The following is a 20,099-nucleotide window of genomic DNA, read 5'->3' on the forward strand; positions in this document are numbered from 1 at the left end:
TTCCCCATACTATTGATTGTCATAAGATTGTGCATTTGTCATCTAGCTATTTTTAGTTAGATAAAAGACCCTTATGTATATCTAAAGGCAAAGGTAGTGAAAAATAATTTGTGAACTTATAAATATTAAACTATGTTTAGAAAATGCCTATTATTTGTCTTTTTATTATTCTCAGCAGCTATGCTTTCTCATGCTCAACAGGAAAATATCAGCATAGATAAATCGAATGTAACTGTAAAAGTATTGCTGACAGAAATAGGAAAGGCAACCGATTATTCGTTTATGTATAATAATGCAGACGTAAACGAAAATCAAAAGATCAGTTTTAAAGTAGAAAGCCAACCTGTCGATGAAGTACTGGAAATGTTGGCTAAACAATTAAGTGTTACCTATCAGATAAACGGGAGACAGGTTATCCTTAAAAAATCAGAGTCTAATACCTTGATAACCGTTACTGGAAAAATTGTTGATGTCGTTAATAACGAACCGATTATCGGAGCGACCGTACAGCAAACCAACAGTATGACCAATGGGACAGTGAGCGATATAGATGGAAACTTTTCATTAAAACTTCCTTCCAACGGCTCTTTTACCGTCTCCTATATGGGATACCTGACCAAGACGATCCAGGTAAAAGGCAAGGCCCGGTTTATGGTATATCTGGAAGAAAATTCCGAGTTGCTGGATGAAGTAGTGGTTGTGGGGTACGGTACTCAGAAGAAGGTGAATCTGACCGGTGCCGTAGAAAGTCTTGATCTGGCGAAAGCCAAAGGACGTGCTTATACCAATGCCAGTGCCATGTTGCAAGGGAATATAACCGGTGCTTTTATCAGCCAGATTTCCGGTCAGCCGGGAAATGATAATGCCAAGATACAGATCCGTGGTATAGGTACATTCAACAATACAGACCCTTTGATCATTATTGATGGTATGGAGGGTAGTCTCGATGCGGTTAACCCCAAAGATATCGAATCGGTTTCTGTTTTGAAAGATGCAGCATCCAGTGCGATTTACGGTAACCGTGCGGCGAATGGGGTAGTACTTATCACCACCAAAACCGGTGAACTGGATAAAATGAATATCGAATACAATGGATTGTATGGCCTGCAAAAGGCTACTTCTTTGCCGAATGTCCTTAAAGGCATCGATTATCTGGAACTGAAGGCTGAAGCTTATCGTAATACCAATAACGCATGGCCGACCTGGTATACCGACGAGTATATGGATAATTATCGTAACCATGTGGACGAATATATGTATCCGACAAATTACAGTTGGCTGGACGATACCTATCGCACGGCCCAGATGACGGACCATTATATTGCGATATCCGGAGGTAGTAAGAATCTGAAATACTCGACATCGGCCGGCTATCTGTATCAGGATGGCATTGTAAAAGGCAATAGTTCGAATAAGTTTACATTCAGAGGGAATGTGACGGCTTTCTTTTTTGACCAGAAACTGCAGGTAAATGCAACCATCGCTACCCAGAATAAGAAGATTGAAGACCTGGTAGATGGAACATCCAGCGCAATCTATGGCTCCTATGTAGCACCTCCGACTATTCGTATGACGGTTCCGGGAATCGGTTATAACAATGCCGGATATAGTTTCGGGGCCAGGGATGCCGGAGGCTTTAACCGGACGCGTGAAACTCCTTTGACCATCAATGCCTCGATCAGTGCGGATCTTTTAAAAGGATTGAATGTTACTGTATATGGGGGTATGGACCGGACTTTCTGGGAAAACAAGAACTTTAAGCCGACTGTACAGCTGTTCGGTTTGAATGATAACGGAAGCGTGAGTACTCCGCAGCCCCGTAATTCCGAATTATCGCTGAATTCGTCAGAGTCACAGACGTATGTATTGAACGGCCGTATTAATTATAATTTGACATTGGCCGAAAAACATGCTTTTGCCATTATGGGTGGTTACGAGATGCGGGAATATACTTATCATTCCCATTGGATGTCTCGTAAAAAGTTGACGGTCAATATCCCTGAATTCGGGGTGGGTGATCCTGATACACAAGAAAATGGTAGTAGTGCCAACGATCTGGCGTGGATGTCGTATTTCGGACGTTTGAACTATACTTTTAACGAACGATATATGCTCGAATTCAATCTGCGTTACGACGGCTCTTCCCGTTTCATTGATAAATGGGGACTTTTCCCTTCTGCTTCTGCTGCGTGGCGTATCACGGAAGAACGTTTTATGAAACAGTTCGATTGGCTGAATAATCTGAAGCTTCGCCTCTCCTGGGGAAGACTGGGAAATGAAAGTATCGGGCAATCCTATGCAGCATCCGATGAACTTAGTTTGAATGGGTTAATGAATTTCAACAATACACTGGTGGGTATTGCCGCAGTGACTAAACTGGCCAATAAGAAAACATCATGGGAAACAACCGAACAATATAATATCGGGCTGGATGTAGATGTTTTCAACAAGATATCGACCAGTCTCGATTATTACATCAAGAATACAAGCGATATTTTGATGCAGGTTCCTGTTTCAAGTACATTGGGGATGACAACGGTACCTTATCAGAATGCTGGTAAGATGCGTAACCGTGGACTTGAGATGACTTTGCGCTATAATGACCGCTTCGGAGATGTAGGAACCCAGTTCAGTGTGTCGGCTACCCGTATAAAGAATGAAGTAAGAGACTTGGCAGGTAAAGATGAACTTATTATGGGAAATACGATCTGGCGTGTGGGTGAATCTTTCAACTCTTTTTACGGATTGCAGACAGAAGGAATCTATCAAAGTCAGGAAGAGATAAATAACCATTTGATCTTCAATGATAGAGGAACGGCCGTCAATCCTTACATGGGGATGACTCCGATGCCCGGCGATATCCGTTTTAAAGACCAAATCAACGTGGATACCGACGGTGACGGAATACCTGACTCCCGGAATGGGATTATCAATGCAGACGACAAGGTTATACTGGGGCCCTCTTTTCCGAAATGGACGTTCTCCGCGACACTCGGGCTCGATTGGAAAGGATTCGACTTGTCGATCTTCCTGCAAGGTGTTTCGGGAATCAAAACGTTGAACCAGGGGATCATTACCGTTCCGTTCCATTCCGGGGATGCCAATGTCGGCGACTGGTATATGGACAGATGGACGCCTGAAAATCCGAGCCAGACCATACAGCGGCTTTATTCCGATCCTAACCGTTCGGAGATCATATCGGAATATTACTTGGAAAATGCTTCTTATATAAGATGTAAGAGTCTGGATATCGGCTATACATTGCCGCGTCATCTATTCAGGAATGTTTTCAGTTCAAATAGTTCGGTGCGTTTCTATGTGTCTATGCAGAACCTGTTCACTATCACCAGTATGCGATATGGTTTCGATCCGGAAAAACCGACCAGTACAACGAATACGTTACAGTACCCCCAGTCGAGAATTTATTCATTAGGAGTTAATCTTAAATTTTAGGAGTCGTATGAAAAAGATTAAGAATGTATTATATTGTGTTTTATTCCTTTCGGTATTCAGTTCCTGCAGTGATTTCTTGGACAGGACCCCACTCGATTTCATATCGCCGGATAATTATCTGACGAATGAGAACCAGGCGGAGAAATTACTGAACGGAGTGTATCAGTGCCTGATGGCCAGTGGCGAAGGTAACGACCGTTTGTTCCCGATCCATCTGGCTACGCTCACCGACGACGCATTCGATTCTCAACCCTGGCATTCAACCACCGAATGGCCGCGTGGACAAGGGAATGCCCAGAGCGGATGGCCACAGTGGAAATGGTCGCAGGATTATCGGGGTATCTCCCGGGCGAACGTGTTTTTGAATAGTATAGACAATGCCTCTTTCTCTTCCAGTCTTATCCCGAGATACATAGGGGAAGCCAAATTTCTGAGGGCTTGGTATTATCTGGATCTCGTAACGTTTTATGGGGATGTACCTTTGGTGCTCGAACCCGGCGACCTGAGTAACAGTATGCCTAGCCGTACTCCCAAACAGGAAGTAATAGGACAGATCCTACTCGATTTGGAGGATGCGATCAAGACATTACCACTGGCATACGAAGAAAAAGAGTCGGGGCGCATTACGAAAGGAGCGGCTATGGGGTTAAAATCGAGGGTCCTGCTATATGAAAGTCGCTGGGCGGAAGCAGCCGAGGCGGCACAGGCCGTAATAGACCTGAATGTGTATTCTCTTTTCCCCGATTATCAGGGGCTGTTCCTGGAAAGGAATGAGGGAGCAGCTACTTGCGAGGTTATGTTCCAGCGTTATTATTCACCACAGGTAGATCCATCTTACTTGTATTACCCGATTGGTGAATGGCCTGCTTTTTCACCCACGAAACAGCTTATCGATTGCTATTATATGAATGACGGTTTGCCTATCGGTAAATCTTCAAAGTATGACAGGGCTAACCCGCATATGAACCGTGATCCCCGTTTTTATGCTTCGATCTTCTATCCGGGCTGCAAGTATTTGAACTTTATGCTGAAAGCTCCCGATCCGGCTCTTTCTACCGATTCCATCACGATTTATCAGTGGCTGTTGAATGTCAGCGGATACCGTTCGAAGAAACACCTGGACGGGTATCTGACGGATAGCAAAGCAGAAGGACGTAATACCTATTTCATGCGGTATGCGGAGATCTTGCTGAACTTTGCCGAAGCAAAGAATGAAACGGAAGGTCCGGTGAAAGCCGTCTATGATGCGATCGATATGCTACGCGACCGGGCCAATATGGTTCGACTGTCTACGGTCATGCCCGGTATGTCTAAGGAGCAGATGCGGGAAGAGATCAGAAATGAACGCCGTATCGAATTGGCATTTGAAGGAATGAGATGGGCGGATATAAGGCGTTGGAGAATAGGCGAAAAAGTTATGGTGGATGCCTGGGGACTGGATAATTCCTTATTGAAGGAGGGTATGTATCCGGGAGACGGCAAAGGAGAAAGCGAAAACTGGAAATACGAGTATATTGTAATCGACCAGCGTCAGTTCAATCCGCAGAGAGATTATCTGTGGCCTATCCCGCAGAACGAAATGGATGCGAATGAAAATATGGTTCAGAATCCCGGTTATTAATTAAAGAATGAAGAACAATGAAAAATATATATTTCTTATTGGTTTTATTGCTTACAGTGGCAATTTTTGCCGGATGTGATAAGGATGATGAGGTTCCGGCAATGTCGCGTACAACGGTGATTGCCTACGGACCTGACTTTGCAGACATCCAGGGACGGATTTATCTGACAGGCGGTTCTCCTATTGAACGGAGCGGTGCTTGCTGGGTACTGAAATCGACGGTTCCAGACGATGAAAAAGCCCTGGAATTTGCAACTCTCGACAATACGGTACAGGAGAGCGAAGTGGAAAATCCCGAACCTGGAATCTTCCAGATGAGGGTGATCGGGTTGCAACCTGATACGGTCTATTATGTACGTTTTTTTGCCACTAATAAGCAAGGTACTTTTTATAGTTATCCAGCTAGGGTAAAGACCGGCAAGATATACGATGATTTTTGTTTTGTGGAGTCCGGCATCTATTCGATGGGAAATGCCGGGGGGGCTGTTGATGAAATGCCGGTTCACCAGGTCGAGTTAAGTCATAATTTTTATATATCCACAAAGGAAATTACAAATACAGAGTTCTGCGAGTTCCTGAACAAGCAGGATGTCGGTACAAACGGGGCGAAGAACGGTGAAAAGTGGATAGATATGGGTTCTCCGGACGTCCTTATTACTCTCGACGGAGGTTTGTTCGTACCTAAAGCCGGTGCAGGTGATAAACCGGCAATCTGTGTGACCTGGTACGGGGCAGAAGCCTATTGTAAATCGCGTGGCGGATATCTCCCTACGGAAGCCGAATGGGAGTTTGCAGCAAAAGGTGGCTTGTCGTTTGCCAATTTCAAATATTCCGGTAGCGACCGTGCCGATGAAGTCGGATGGTTCGATATAACGGAATTGCAGGTGGGAGGAGCTAAAAAGAGTAATGGACTGGGTGTATACGATATGTCGGGTAATGTTGCCGAATGGTGTAACGACTGGTATTCGGATAAAGCGTATGAAAATTCAGTTCAGAAAGATCCCGAAGGTCCTAAGTCAGGTGATGCCAAGGTGATACGTGGCGGCAGTTACAACCAGTCTCCTTCCACGGTTACGGCAAGAGGTTCCATGAAGCCGGGAACTGCCTCTCCTTATGTCGGTTTCAGAGTGGTCATTAAATTATAGAGATACGATGAGAAATATATTATTATGCATAGCAGCCGTTTGTTTACTTGTAACCTGTAAACGAGACGAAGATTGTAATCCGGCCGTACAACCTATTGCCCAGACCACTTCGCCAAAAGGTGTCACTTGCGAAAAAGCTATTCTTACCGGAAAGGGACTGAACGGTGGTAGCAATGTTCTGGAACGGGGATTTATCTATATGGAGAATTCAACCGGACAGATCACGGAGAGTACAACGGATATCGAGGCGAACGAGATCCTGGCCGGCCAGGGTACTAAGGTGAGTATCCCGCTCGACGGTGAATTCGAATATACACTTACCGGACTAAAAAAGGAGACAGCCTATTGTGCACAGGCGTATGTGATTGCGGATGCCGGACGATCGGTCGGTTATCCGGTTCTGTTCGTGACTTCACAGGAAGTACCTCCCACCATATCTATCGAAATGGAATATGAGAAAGAGGAAGGTTCGACCAATGTTACAATAACGGCCAGCCTGGATGCGCCGGGTGGAGATGATATTTCCTCAAAAGGACTTGTATGGAGCAATACGAATGCAAGTCCGACACTGGAAGACGGCGAGACAATACCATCCGACCTGGGTATAGGTACATTCACCACAAAAATGAATGACCTGCAATGGTTCAGGAAATATTATGTGCGTGCGTATGCTCAGAATAAATATGGAATATCTTATAGTTCTACGCTGCTGGTTTTGTTTATGGATGATAAATTCATCGATCCGCGCGATAATGAGTCGTATACAGTTAGACAGTATGGAAATTCCGTATGGCTTACACAGAACTTCCGTCATATCCCAGCGAATGGTATAAATAATGAAGTCTGGGTACAGCAATATAGCGGTAATAGCGTGGAAGAAGCGAAAGCGAGCGATTATTACCGGACATACGGTTGCTTATATTCTTTCGGTATGGCCCAACAAGTGGCTCCGGAAGGATGGCATCTGCCGTCGGATGCCGAATGGCAGGAGTTGGAGCTATTGACTGGAATGACTCCGGAGGATGTGGCCCGGGACGACGATTGGCGCGGCAGTACGAACGACAGGCTGAAGGCAGATACCTGGGAAGGGCTTGGCGCATGGAGTAATACGTTGGAGTTCAATCTTCACCCTGCAGGAAAGCAGTGGTGTGGCGGCGCTTTCCAGAACTGTGACGAATTAGGCTTTTTCTGGACATCGACCATCAATGACCATCGTTCCGATGGCCAGTTGAACCCTTATTACCGGTTCTTCTCCAGTGGGTTGGCAACAGGTCGGTTTAGCGACTTCCCTTCTTGTGTGGGCATGTCTGTAAGATACGTAATGGATTAATTTATAAATAACTGACAAGATGAAGAAAAGAGATCATTCTATCAATTATATAATATGTGTATTATTAGCATTCTGTACGGTTCCTCTTTCATGTGCACAGAATACTGAAACGGATATTCTACAATCTACTTATATTTCCCGGCCATCTTTATGGCTGGGGCCTACACTCTGGGAGTCGGGGTTTGCTGTAGAAGTGGAAGTCAGTTCGTTGGGTGCTTATCGCGATCATGGAACGACAATTAAGTCTATCGAAAAACATCAGGTAGGCGAACCCTCATCCAAACTGCCTGATATTAAAGTTGCCGAGTGGGGATATACCGTCCTGAATCTGGCTACGGGGCAGTATGATGGCGCCGGAAGGATGATTAATAATATCTATCTGGATAACCTGGCGGCCATAACGAGCAGGGAACAGGCATTGGGGAAAATTATGGAGTTCGTTAAGTCCCAATATGGATACCGGGTGGATGAGAATACCTGGCATACCATTGATCAGGGGTATCCCTGGTATTCTATGAACGGGCACCACTGCTGGCATCATTATGCCGGTGCCGAAGGGGCGGATGTGTTAGGCAGTGAGATCGGCGAGAATATTCACGGTTACCAGCTTCATATCGCAATGAACCGGGGAGCTGCCAAGCAATATAACCGTCCGTGGACGATCGATTTTTCAGCCTGGCATGGTGCAAGTATTCTCGATTATTCCACACATGGGATTTGGGAAGGTTACAGTGGAGCGAATCACGGGCATTCAATCAGCTTGTTGGAACGTTCCATGCTGATGAGTTATATGGCAGGTGCCGATGCTGTGATAGCTGAAGCTGGTGGAGCGATCTCTTTTTATGAAGAAAAAACATCCGACGGAACTTATGACCTGACTCCTTACGGGAAAGTGTTCCAACGGCTGACCGCTTTTTCCAAAGAGCATCAGGTGGGTATCACTTATACTCCGGTTGCTGTTTTACTCGACCGCTATCATGGTATGGACCGTCAGCCGTCAGGTCAGAAAGCCTTTGGGAAATTTGATTATGAAGAAGCTGATATGCGGACATTCACATTAATAGAGAAACTGTGGCCTGAAACATTTTCCGTGGAACGGAATGGTAATGAGAGAGGGACAATGGTAAACGGGCCGTTCGCCGACCAGTTTGATTTCTTGTTACAGGACGCGCCGCTCGATTTGCTTAATACTTATAAAGTCGTGATGCTTAGCGGGGATGTGAAACTGTCGGATGGGGAACTTGCTAATTTGAAGTCGTATGCTGAAAATGGAGGTGTGGTTCTTGCTGATGCTTATAATTTCCCCCAGTTCGGTTTTGGTACAGTAGGCATCGGGCAAGTGAAGAAGGAGGAATTGGGTAGAGGTTTGATCGTCGGATATAAAGTATCTGCTTTGGATGAGGTTATGGCTGAGTATTTTAAATATGACGTCCCTTTTACCTTTTCCGAAACGGTAGAACATCTCGTCAATGTGAAGGACGGAGCATTCTATGTAACGCTTATCAACAACGATGGCCTGACCAAGACTTCTCATGCCGATCCTGTTACGGATAATTCCAAAGCGAAAACTATCACCGTGACTTATACCGGCAAAGCCTCTTTGGGTAAAATAGAAGAGATATGGAGGGGTAAACCGGTCAGTGTCAACGGTAATTCTGCGACGATAATCCTGCAACCCGGTGAAGCGGCAGTTCTCGAGTTTCCTCAGGGAGAATCGGTTAGTAATAAGACAATCGCCGAACAACAGCGGTTCACAGTGTCGGCTAAAAATAGACGGATGCTGGTTGAGGGGTGCGAAGGTCATCCTCTTTTGGTGTCGGATCTGGGTGGACAATTATGCTACCAGACCCAAAAAGCATCGGAGAATATGGAGATACGGCTACCTTCTTCCGGTATCTATATCGTGAAATGTGGCGATAAAGCTCAGAAAATATGTGTTTACTAAATAGGTTTACTGTCAGGTAAATATCCTTTCGGATCTATGATGTCTTGTGATTCCGGGATAAGAGAAGGCTTTGTCCCGGAATCATAAAATGTAGAAAATACTACGCTCATTAGATATAAATCCGTATTTTTGTCATCGAATTGTGGTGTAGCGGTTTAGCTGTCGCTAATCGTTAGTAAAAGGGAATCCGGTGTAAATCCGGAACTGTACCCGTAGCTGTAAGTTCTATAACCCCGGCAAATCTTGTTGCCACTGACTGCAAAGTTGGGAAGGCGGCCGATCATGGGAGAACGAGTCAGAAAACCTGCCATCATTCGATATGCAATGCCTCGGGTAAGGTATTGATAGACCTAAGATATATGCGGAATTTATACATAATAAGAACTCTATGCCTGTTTGGCGCATGGCTGTATGCGGCTGTGTCGGTCAATGCACAACAGATAGATACTACGACTTATCATCAGCTGAAAGGGGTGGAAGTGGTGGAGAAGGCGCGTCCGTCCACTACCCGCGAAGCGACTCCTTTGCAGGTGATGGATCGTGCCGGTATCGAACGGTTGGGTATACAGGACCTGTCGGAAGCGGTAAAACGTTTCTCCGGTGCTACCGTAAAGGATTACGGTGGGATAGGGGGATTGAAGACTGTTTCGGTGCGCAGCCTGGGTGCACAACATACAGCCGTCAGCTATGATGGCGTGACGATAACGGATGCCCAGAGCGGACAGGTCGATATCAGCCGCTTTTCACTGGATAATGTAGAAATGGTTTCACTTTCGATCGGACAGACCGACGATATTTTCCAGACGGCCCGGATGTATGCATCGGCGGGGGCGTTGAGTGTGAAGACAGAAACGCCGTCTTTTAAAGAGAAGGACTTTAACTTAAGAGGTTTGGTTAAGGCCGGCTCATTTGGAATGTTCAATCCTTCCCTTCGCTATGAGCAAAAGCTTTCCGGGAAATATGTACTTTCTGCGTTTGCCGATTGGCAGCGTGCCGACGGGCAATATCCTTATACTTTTACGAACGGGAATATTGTGACGGAGGAGAAAAGAAAGAATAGCGATATTTCAGCCTGGCATGGCGAACTGAATTTATTTGCCGACTGGAACAAGGCAGGTGCCTTGCAACTGAAAGGATACTGGTTTGACTCCGACCGCGGATTGCCCGGATCGGTTATCCTCTATAACGATTATCATAAGGAACGGTTGAAGAACCGGAATGGTTTCTTGCAGGCAGGCTACGATAAGAAGTTCGGCGACCTGTTCTCTTTCAAAGCAAAAGGTAAATTCGATTATGCCTGGAACCGTTATCAGGACTTCCACAGTCGCCATCCCAACGGTGTACAGACAGATGTGTATACCCAACGGGAGTATTATGGTTCTGCCGCTTTGTTATATCAACCACTGCCAGTCATTTCTTTTTCGCTGGCGGAAGACTTCTTTGTCAATACGTTGGACGCAACAATACCTAAATGCCCGTTTCCTACACGCTATACCTCTTTATCGGCTTTGGCTGCACAATATAAAGATACCCGGCTGACGGCAACCGCTAGTCTATTAGGTACGTTTGCCACGGAAGAACTGGAAATAGGAGAACCGGCAGCCGACCGAAAACGGTTGTCGCCGGCAGTAAGCGTTTCTTACCGTCTGTTGAGAAATCAGAATTTACGTGTCCGGGCTTCTTATAAAGATATTTTCCGTATGCCTACTTTTAATGATCTTTATTATGACCGTTTTGGCAATAAGGACTTGAAACCCGAGAAAGCAACCCAATATAATGTAGGACTTACGTGGAGCGGCAGTTGTCCTGTCATTGGTACGGACTATCTGAGTTTTACGGTGGATGGCTATTATAACCGGGTAAAAGATAAGATCGTTGCTATCCCGACCATGTTTATCTGGAAGATGATGAATATGGGAGTCGTAGAGATTAAAGGAATAGATGCGAACTTGTCGGCACATGTTCTTTTGCCGTTCAGGATGGCGTTGCAGATGGATGCTTCCTATACCTGGCAACATGCCGTTGATAAAACGGAAGAAGGTTCAAAGATTTATGATAATCAGATCCCTTATACTCCCGAGCATACGGGGGTGACTTCCGTAACCCTCGAAAATCCATGGGTGAATGTCGGTTGGATGCTTACAGCTGTGGGTGACCGTTATTCGCTTCCTCAAAATATCGAAACAAACCTGATAGATGGATATGTGGAACAGCAAATAACTGTGAACCGTTCTTTTACATTGGGAAAATGCCAGTTGCGCCTGCAGGCGGAAGTGGTTAACCTGGGGAATGTAACCTACGATGTGATACGTTATTACCCGATGCCGGGACGTTCTTTCAGAGCAAGCATAAAAATTACATATTAATAACTTTAAAACAGAACAAATGAAAGTCAGAAATTTATTATTCCTGTTCACTTTGTGTACATTGTTTACCATCTCCTTTTCATCCTGTAGTGATGACGATGAGGATGAACTAAGTGTGCCTTCGGCCGTAGTTACCAATCTCTCTTTTTTAGATACGGATGAAGAAGTACTGAAAATCGGAGGAACGCTTTCTTGGACTCTTCCTGCTTCCGAAGCCGATATCACAGGTTATGTAGTTTATCTGGGTAGTAGCGCAACTGATAGGACTACAAAATTAGGTGAGGTTGCAACCGGAAAGACCTCCTTTGAGGTGCCGGCAGGTACAACCTATAATACAACTTTATTGGTTGTTGCAAAGAATGTTGTAGGAGAATCAGGAAATGCAGCAAGTATTGCTGTACAAGATATCAATGTCGATGTTCCCGAACCTCAGCCGCAGACAGTAGGTTATTATATACTGAATCGTGGAAATTTCAATGCCAACAATGCAACTATCAGTTATTATGATCTGGCTGCAGGTAAGCTAACTTCAAATTATTATCAGTCTGTTAATGGTAAGGGATTGGGTTCTGATGCCGAACAGATGTTTATGTATGGTTCTAAGATCTATGTATCTGTTACTTCTTCTAACCGGTTGGTCGTTCTTGACAGACAGGGGAAAGAAATAAAAGAATTCACGCCTAAGAACAGTGCTGGCGAAACAATGAATCCACGTTGCTTCACTGCGCTGGATGGAAAAGTATATGTTTCCTATTATTATGGCAGTTCAGTAGCTGTACTCGATACAACTTCACTGGAACTGGAAAAGGAAATATCCCTGGGAATGGCAACTACTACCGATAAAGATGGAAACGAAGTGAAATCCAGCCGTTATCCGGAGCAGTTGGCTGCTGCTAACGGTAAGATCTATGTAGCTTTGTCTGAATATGGAAAGGGTAAGACAGTAGGTGTGATCGATCCTGTCGCTGCTAAACTGGAGAAAGAAATAGAAGTAATTATCAATCCTTGTAACCTGTCGGCTAATAGCAAAGGGGACGTGTATGTCGTTTCTATGGGTGATTATGGTGATATTAAAAACACGGTACAACGTATCGATGCTTCAGACAACGTAACGGTTATCGGTAATGGTTCGAAAATGTCGTTGGTCAACGATAAACTGTATGTGATGTACGCACAATGGGGTGCACCGGCTCCTTCTTTCATGAAGTATGATGCATTGACCGGTGCTGTTGAATCCCAGAACCTGATAACTGACGGTACGACATTGGCGAATCCGAATTCAATCGACGTAGATCCTCTTACAGGTAAGATCTATATTAGTAATGCTGCTTATGGCGAAACCGGTACTATGTATGTCTTTACTCCCGAAGGTAAGAAGGATGGCGAACCATTCGATACCGGTGGTTATGATACTCAAAAGGTTTGTTTTATAACACAGTAAAATGAAACAAATACTGTTATTCTGGATTGCCTGTTTGGTTATGTCTTGTGCACAACCAAACAGGCAATCTGTTTCCAAACAATCCCTCTCTTCCGACACTATCCGTTACGCGCAAGGATTTACGATTCAATATTTCGACGACTACACTTCCGTCGAAGTTCGTGACCCCTGGGACAGTACTCGTATCCTGCAACGGTATCTTTTGGTAGACCGTGAGCAGTCGGTACCGGGTAATCTGCCGAAAGGAACAGTGGTGCGGACTCCTATTCACAATATAGTCGTTTATACTTCTGTTCATGCCGCCATTCTTGATCAGCTGGGAGAGGTGGATAAGGTGATCGGTGTATGCGAACCCCGGTATATGGATACTCCTTCCATCCAGGAAGGTCTGCGTGCCGGACGGATTGCCGATCTGGGAGAAGCTACCTCTCCGAATATAGAAAAGATAATCGATATAGGGGCGGAGATCATCATCGCTTCCCCTTTTCAGAATGCAGGATACGGTCCGGCTGAGAAACTGGGTATCCCCATTATCGAGGCAGCCGACTATATGGAGTCGTTACCTCTGGGACGGACTGAATGGATACGTTTCTATGGCTTGTTGTTTGGAAAGAGTGCGATGGCCGACTCTATCTTCCGAGAAACGGAACAAAGCTACCTGGAACTGAAAGAGCTGGCAAGGACCGTGACCAACCGTCCGACCGTCATCTCCGAAAAGAAATTCGGCTCTTCCTGGTATATGCCTGCCGGCGATAGCTACATCGCCCATCTGTATACCGATGCCGGTGCCGATTATATCTTTAAAGAGCTTCCCGGAGCAGGCAGCACACCTCTGGCTTTTGAAACCGTGCTCGATAAAGCCATCCATGCCGATTTATGGTTAATCAAATATAATCAGGCAAATGATATGACATACAAAGACCTTCGTACCGAGTATACTCCCTACGAAAACTTTGATGCCTTCAAGAACCGTCGGATCTATACCTGTAATACGGGTGTTGTTCCTTATTATGAGGAGTTTCCGATCCATCCGGATTATCTGTTGAAAGACCTGGTGTGGGTATTTCATCCTGAATTACTGCCCGGTTATACACCGCGTTACTACCGGAAGATGGAATAACGTAATTCTACCTAAAAGTTTTTCGGATTTATTTGTTATTTGCAATAATAACTTATAATATCCTGTTTATTAGAATATAACGCCATTGCAAATGCCTCTTTTATTTGCAATGGCGTTTGTCATTTGTCATATATACACAAAGTTTTCAAAAACTATCTGCCATCTGTCACTTGTCGGTGTAACATTCATGTTATCAAATGATAAAGTGTTGCAGACGCTTCTTTTTATCTGCAACTTCATCTGTCACCTGTCAACTGTCACCTGTATCGTTACCTGCATAAGACTATGTATTAATAGCCATGTAACTGCCTGTTAAGAAGGGAGATACTAGTATAAAAGTCCCGACCTGTTAAAACTACCCTGTACAGGGTAGCTTGGCAGGGTGTACGGGCTGGTTTTGTACGGTGTACAGGGTGATTTACCAGGGTGTACAGGGTAGAAATAGTAACTCAGGTCTTAACGTTTAGTCCCTCCTGTCTTAACACATAAAAGTGGCTGAGGAGGCTTCTACTATCTCCTATGAGGCTCCGCCTCATGCCGCAGGCTCTCTTTTGCCGTTTGCTTCAGCAAACGGATATCTAAAAGCTCAGGCTTTGCCGGATCCTCTGTGGGTTTTAACCCCTTTCATATAGGAAAGAAGCCCCGTTAATAAAGGGGCTTAAGCCCACAGAGGAAGAGGCTTTGCCTCCTGTCTTTTATATCCGTCGGTTAAAAACCGACGGCAAAAGAGAGCCTGCGGCACAAGGCGTTGCCTTGTAATGAAAGATAGCTCACATCTGATAATAACTGTCAACTGTCACTTGTCAACTGTCAACTTCAGAAATGAAACATTTCTGACAAAATATGGATATTCTCCCTTTTAACAAGAGCCGACTTTTATTTGGCTTTCTACTGGAGTCATTTGTTTTTGTTTGGTATATTGTTGAGAACTCTTTATCTTCGTTTCAAATAAAGGTGAATGATATGGAAAAGAAAACATCGACTCTTCGTTTGATTTACCCGCAATGGCAGGGAGGGATAGTGGCTCATTGGATGCCGGATATTCCCGCTGATGATGCTTCAAGGGGATATTATCTCGGGGCTCAGCTTTTAAATTTACTGGCACCCGAAAGTTCGCAAAAGACAGTGGTAGTGCCCGTCTCCCTGGATATTAATGACCGGAAAACGGAAAAAGGCGTGAGTGGGCACCGGGTTATTTTGGAGCAGACTAAGGCGGCTCTGGCAAAACTCAGGGAGAATAATCCCGACCGGATTGTAACATTGGGAGGCGAATGCTCCGTCAGTGTAGTTCCGTTTACCTATTTAGCAGAAAAGTATCCAGGGGATGTAGCTGTTGTCTGGATCGATGCACATCCCGACGTTAACCTGCCTTATGATGATTATAAGGGCTATCATGCAATGGCGCTGACCGCTTGCCTGGGTATGGGAGATGAGGAAATTATGAATGTATTGCCCGGAAAGATCGAAGCATCAAAATCATTGCTTGTGGGGCTACGCTCCTGGGATGAAGGGATGAAAGAGCGCCAGAAGGAATTAGGTATAATAGGTTTCTCGCCTGCGGAAGTGGCTGCCGATAGTACGGCTGTCCTGGAATGGCTGAAAGGAACAGGGGTATCCAAAGTAGTTATCCATTTTGACCTGGATGTGCTCGACCCGAACGAAATGATTGCCGGGGTAGGTGTTGAGCCGGATGGAATGAAAATACAGGAAGTGGTCCGTGTGATCAATGATATCGCTGCCGGATATGATTTAGTGGGGCTTACCGTAGCTGAACCCATGCCGCGTATCGCCATTAAGATCAGAAATATGCTGGATCAATTGCCTTTGTTGAAAGAATAGGTCTGCTGCAGCGCGGTAGAAGAACAAAATCCCCGGTCTCAAGAGCTTGAGCCGGGGATTTTCTGTAGTTTGGCATTTGAATTATAGGGAGTTGTTATTTTGGTCCGTTATGCATAGCCGTTCAGCATTCCGTAGAAATACATCGGCTTCAACATGTAAACTTTCAGTAACCAGGCTGCCCATTGTTCTTTTGATGTGTCTAACATCGTGAACGGGAATGAAGTTGCCGGTTTCTTATCATAATCGAACTCGCACAAAAGCACGTGTCCATAGTCTGTAACGATCGGGCAGGCTGCATATCCGTTGTATTTCTCAACAGGCTCTTTGCCTTCCATCAGCGAGATCAGGTTTTTTGCAGCGATCGGCACTTGCATGCGTACGGCAGCAGATGTTTTACTGGTCGGTATGCCGGCAACATCTCCCAAAGAGACAATGTTCGGATACGTTTTATGTACCAGTGTCGTTTTATCGACCATCACCCAGGCTTCGGCAGCCAGCTTACCTTCTGTCCATCCTAGTCCGGCTTCGCGAACAAAATCAGGAGCCGACATAGGCGGTGCGAAGTGGAAGAAATCGTAATCTTCTATGAAAGGAGTTATTACTTTTTCTTCTCCGACTGTTTCTACCTTTTCAAAATGTACTTGTTTGGCTGCTGTATCGACACCTTTTACACGCACATTGAGATTGATCGGAATATTGCGTTCCTTATAAATCTCCAGTAGACGGGGAGTATAGAAAGGAATATCATACAGCTCTTTAGAAGCTGTGAAGTAATCCAGTTTAAGTGTATCCCGTGTACCCTGTTTGCGGCTGTAATCCTCTGTCAGCAAGCAAATCTTTTTCGGTGCTCCTCCGCATTTGTGTTTCGTGTATGTATCGGTGTAGATACCACGGCCACCTGTTTTAGAGAATTCCTGGAGCGCTTTCCAGGTTTTTTGTGCACCTTCGAAATCATATATACTGTGAGCATTTCCTGCTCCTAATGTATCATGTGTAATACCTTCTACTTTTTCCCAGTTTGTCTGCACTCCCGGTGTCAGGACCAGAAAGTCGTAAGGTATCTTTTCTTTTCCGGTTGTTGTAACCTGGTTCATCACCGGGTCGACTGCTGCAACCGAATCTTTAATCCATTTTACTCCGTCGGGAATACAATTCTCTTGTTTTTTCCAAACATCGTCCGGTTGATAAACACCGGAAGCTATCAAAGTGAAACCTGGCTGGTAGAACTGGCGATCGCTTGGGTCTATCAGTGTGATGTCCGGATTATCCAGCCAATGCATCAAACGTGCTGCCATACTGATTCCGGCCGCCCCTCCTCCGATGACTACGATCTTGCCTTTTGCATTACTTGAGAATGCATGGACTTTCTCTGTTCCTACTGCCGTTATAATTCCGGCTGCTACTAGTGTCTTTAGGAAATGGCGGCGATTAATGCCTTGCCTTTCCAACTCTTCAAGTTGTTCTTCCAGCTCGTGTTTCATCGTGTCTTTAGAATTTAAGATATAAATGCACTGGCAAAGGAAGCGTATTTGGAAATATATCGGCTAAAAAGTACTACTACACTACTTGCACAATTAATTTATGGGTTGGAATTAATTGCTACAATACTTTCTCACGCCTGTCTCATGGGTGTATATCTTATTGATATACATTGGTTTGCGAGGCAGATGAATTTAGAAAATATTTTTTAGTAATTCATCAGGAAATCGATAAGATTGGTGTCGCCGTCCAGTGACAGACGCTTTCTTAATCGGTATCTGCGTAATTCTATTGCACGTATCGATACATTTAGAAGGGATGCAATTTCTTTTGTGGAAAGATTCATTCGCAACAAGCAGCAGATACGTAAGTCGCCTGTTGTGATATCCGAATATTGTTGACGTAAACGATCGATGAAATTCTGATGTGCACTGTTGAAGTGGCTTTCAAACAATAGCCAGTCGGCCTGGTCGTTCAGCGATTCTTCCATCAGGCTTTTCATCCGCATATATTGTTTATTCGGATAGCGGTCGCCCAAGGTTTCTTTCTGACGTTCCAGCTCGTCCAGCAATGTCTGTATGGCCTGATTCCTTTTAACAAGGGCAGAGGTCTGCAGACTCAGTTCGTTGTTTTTATTTTGCAGTTCGGCTTCCAGCATTTCACTTTTCATCTGCTGGATCTTCTGTTCTTCCGCCTGTCTTTCCGCTTCCTGCCTGGCCAGTTCTTCTTTGCGAAGATTTTTCAGATGATAACCGAGTACGGCTTTAACGATTAGTGCGGTAAGGATGATATAGGCCAGCCATGCCCATAGCGTGTTGTACCACGGTGGACGGACAGTAATAGGAATCCCTATTTCCATATAAGGACCCCGGACTACATATTTCCGGATTTTCAGGGTGTATTTGCCTTCCGGTAATTGCAGAAAGGATATTTGACCGTCTTTTTGCCAGGGAGACCAATCGGACGATACTCCTTCTATCATGTAGCTGACTAAATGGTTCGGTGTGAAGATAGTACTCCCTACATAAACGGATAATTCCTGGAAGTTATGAGGCAGTATGATCTTTTCCGAATTGACCGGCAGGTTGTGTTCGCCATTTTTATCCACATATTCTATCTCTGATATCTGTAAAGGAGTTCCTGCTCCCAGGCTGCTGCCTATCAGGTCGCGTATGTTTATCAGTAACACGCCCTGCATGGCGGATATCAGGTGCAAAGAGTCGCTGAGCGGAAACATCCTTCTGTCGCGACTGACCATATTCATATTGTAATTATCGAGTAGCAACCTGCATTTCAAAGTCCCGTTGCCGTTTTCATTATGGAATAATCCGGCTTCGTTTTTAACACAGAGCCAGTACATATCATCTCCGATCGGATAGATCTGGTCGGCATGTGCAAAATTGCCTAATGCTTCGACATTATTGAATATCGAACTGATCTGCAAGGTGTCGTAAGCAATTGTTTGTGGCGGGAGATGGATCTGCTCTTTACTTATATCGACCGGTTCGAAGCTGTCGCCGCCTTTTAGCGTCCTTTTAAAATAGCCGGTATTTGTCTGGATATATAATGTGTCGTTACGCAGGGAGGCATTTTTGAGTTTGCCTATTTCACTGCGTTTTCCCAGTCTGACAAGGGATGGCTCGAATGTTATCTGCGATAATCCGTTGTCGAAAGCGATCCATATCTGCTGTGCATCCTGTATACAGATGGCTCGTACGATATTGTCGGGCAATGTCTGGTCCTGTGTGGATAAATGACGCAGGATCGTTCCGTCCGGACTTGTGATATATAGTCCCCGGTTCTGTGTACCGATAAAATACATGTCATCTATGGTCATAAAGACAGATGGCTGGGCATGAAGTATCTCGTCCGGGAGAATGAAGGGGATGGAGGCCGGCGGTTCTTTGAATTTGACTTCGGCCGGTATTTTGTTCAGTTTGTGGTAGCGCATCACTCCGAGGTTGTCGCGTGTCCAGCCTCCGAAAGATCCTTCGCTGATGGTATAAATCGTATCGTTCAGGAAAGTAACGCCGTTGATTGGTGATTTATCCGGTGTCTCGAAATGTTTCCAGGTGTTTCCGTCGAAGGTCAGTAGCCCCATATTGTTGGCTACATACAGTACGCCGTCGGATGCAACGGACAACCCCCAGTTCTGACAACTGGCTTTGTAATCGTCTACAGTAAAGTTTTTTATGAAAATATTGGGAATATCTACCGATCCGCGTGCAGTCAGCACGCTAAGCATAAAGGCCAGGAATATTATCGGTAGTTTATACATCGCTCGAATTGATTTAAACGTGTAGAGACAAGGTAATGCCTTGTCTCTACGTATTATGGTTACAAATATAATAAAAATATTT

11 protein-coding genes and 1 riboswitch are annotated in these 20,099 nt (G+C 45.0%); of the genes, 9 read left to right on the top strand and 2 right to left on the bottom strand.

All coding sequences use genetic code 11. The features are described from left to right. The first annotated feature begins 132 nt into the window (after window positions 1-132). The 9 genes from BQ7394_RS01425 (at window position 133) to BQ7394_RS01465 (ending at window position 16,260) form a co-directional block, all read left to right on the top strand. Window positions 133-3,453, top strand: coding sequence for a TonB-dependent receptor (locus BQ7394_RS01425; RefSeq protein ID WP_082211608.1), 3,321 nt, complete (start codon window positions 133-135; stop codon window positions 3,451-3,453). A 7-nt stretch (window positions 3,454-3,460) separates the two neighbouring features. Beyond that, the gene (locus BQ7394_RS01430; RefSeq protein WP_075555743.1) at window positions 3,461-5,074 is read left to right on the top strand and encodes a RagB/SusD family nutrient uptake outer membrane protein; all 1,614 of its coding nucleotides are present in this window, start codon (window positions 3,461-3,463) and stop codon (window positions 5,072-5,074) included. A gap of 17 nt (window positions 5,075-5,091) precedes the next feature. Continuing rightward, the gene (locus BQ7394_RS01435) at window positions 5,092-6,219 is read left to right on the top strand and encodes a formylglycine-generating enzyme family protein (RefSeq protein WP_075555744.1); all 1,128 of its coding nucleotides are present in this window, start codon (window positions 5,092-5,094) and stop codon (window positions 6,217-6,219) included. A 7-nt stretch (window positions 6,220-6,226) separates the two neighbouring features. Next, on the top strand, window positions 6,227-7,549 hold the full coding sequence (locus BQ7394_RS01440) for a fibrobacter succinogenes major paralogous domain-containing protein (RefSeq protein ID WP_075555745.1): 1,323 nt from the start codon (window positions 6,227-6,229) through the stop codon (window positions 7,547-7,549). Between the two features lie 19 nt (window positions 7,550-7,568). After that, on the top strand, window positions 7,569-9,494 hold the full coding sequence (locus tag BQ7394_RS01445) for a DUF6383 domain-containing protein (protein WP_075555746.1): 1,926 nt from the start codon (window positions 7,569-7,571) through the stop codon (window positions 9,492-9,494). 126 nt (window positions 9,495-9,620) lie between these two features. Continuing rightward, a riboswitch (cobalamin riboswitch) is annotated at window positions 9,621-9,820 on the top strand. A gap of 33 nt (window positions 9,821-9,853) precedes the next feature. Continuing rightward, window positions 9,854-11,860: a TonB-dependent receptor plug domain-containing protein gene (locus BQ7394_RS01450; protein WP_075556823.1), complete on the top strand. Its 2,007-nt coding sequence runs from the start codon at window positions 9,854-9,856 to the stop codon at window positions 11,858-11,860. Window positions 11,861-11,879: 19 nt separating this feature from the next. Beyond that, window positions 11,880-13,301, top strand: coding sequence for a DUF5074 domain-containing protein (locus BQ7394_RS01455; protein WP_075555747.1), 1,422 nt, complete (start codon window positions 11,880-11,882; stop codon window positions 13,299-13,301). Window positions 13,302-13,341: 40 nt separating this feature from the next. After that, window positions 13,342-14,421, top strand: coding sequence for an ABC transporter substrate-binding protein (locus tag BQ7394_RS01460; RefSeq protein ID WP_394333685.1), 1,080 nt, complete (start codon window positions 13,342-13,344; stop codon window positions 14,419-14,421). Between the two features lie 963 nt (window positions 14,422-15,384). Further along, a complete protein-coding gene (locus BQ7394_RS01465) occupies window positions 15,385-16,260 on the top strand; it encodes an arginase family protein (RefSeq protein ID WP_075555749.1) in 876 nt (291 codons plus the stop codon). 107 nt (window positions 16,261-16,367) lie between these two features. Here BQ7394_RS01465 and BQ7394_RS01470 read toward each other — a convergent pair whose 3' ends face one another. Then, window positions 16,368-17,741 carry an NAD(P)/FAD-dependent oxidoreductase gene (locus BQ7394_RS01470; RefSeq protein WP_075555750.1) on the bottom strand — a complete coding sequence of 458 codons (1,374 nt, stop codon included), beginning with the start codon at window positions 17,739-17,741 and terminating at the stop codon, window positions 16,368-16,370. A gap of 206 nt (window positions 17,742-17,947) precedes the next feature. Beyond that, entirely contained in the window at window positions 17,948-20,017 is a 2,070-nt protein-coding gene (locus BQ7394_RS01475) for a ligand-binding sensor domain-containing protein (protein ID WP_075555751.1), read from the bottom strand. Between the last annotated feature and the right edge of the window lie 82 nt (window positions 20,018-20,099).

The organism is Parabacteroides timonensis (assembly GCF_900128505.1).
GTDB classification, from domain to species: domain Bacteria; phylum Bacteroidota; class Bacteroidia; order Bacteroidales; family Tannerellaceae; genus Parabacteroides; species Parabacteroides timonensis.

Excerpts from the sequence above, each read along its gene's own strand:
- BQ7394_RS01425 (WP_082211608.1), top strand. The coding sequence starts at position 133 with ATGTTTAGAAAATGCCTATTATTTGTCTTTTTATTATTCTCAGCAGCT.
- BQ7394_RS01430 (WP_075555743.1), top strand. The coding sequence starts at position 3,461 with ATGAAAAAGATTAAGAATGTATTATATTGTGTTTTATTCCTTTCGGTA.
- BQ7394_RS01435 (WP_075555744.1), top strand. The coding sequence starts at position 5,092 with ATGAAAAATATATATTTCTTATTGGTTTTATTGCTTACAGTGGCAATT.
- BQ7394_RS01440 (WP_075555745.1), top strand. The coding sequence starts at position 6,227 with ATGAGAAATATATTATTATGCATAGCAGCCGTTTGTTTACTTGTAACC.
- BQ7394_RS01445 (WP_075555746.1), top strand. The coding sequence starts at position 7,569 with ATGAAGAAAAGAGATCATTCTATCAATTATATAATATGTGTATTATTA.
- BQ7394_RS01450 (WP_075556823.1), top strand. The coding sequence starts at position 9,854 with ATGCGGAATTTATACATAATAAGAACTCTATGCCTGTTTGGCGCATGG.
- BQ7394_RS01455 (WP_075555747.1), top strand. The coding sequence starts at position 11,880 with ATGAAAGTCAGAAATTTATTATTCCTGTTCACTTTGTGTACATTGTTT.
- BQ7394_RS01460 (WP_394333685.1), top strand. The coding sequence starts at position 13,342 with ATGTCTTGTGCACAACCAAACAGGCAATCTGTTTCCAAACAATCCCTC.
- BQ7394_RS01465 (WP_075555749.1), top strand. The coding sequence starts at position 15,385 with ATGGAAAAGAAAACATCGACTCTTCGTTTGATTTACCCGCAATGGCAG.
- BQ7394_RS01470 (WP_075555750.1), bottom strand. The coding sequence starts at position 17,741 with ATGAAACACGAGCTGGAAGAACAACTTGAAGAGTTGGAAAGGCAAGGC.
- BQ7394_RS01475 (WP_075555751.1), bottom strand. The coding sequence starts at position 20,017 with ATGTATAAACTACCGATAATATTCCTGGCCTTTATGCTTAGCGTGCTG.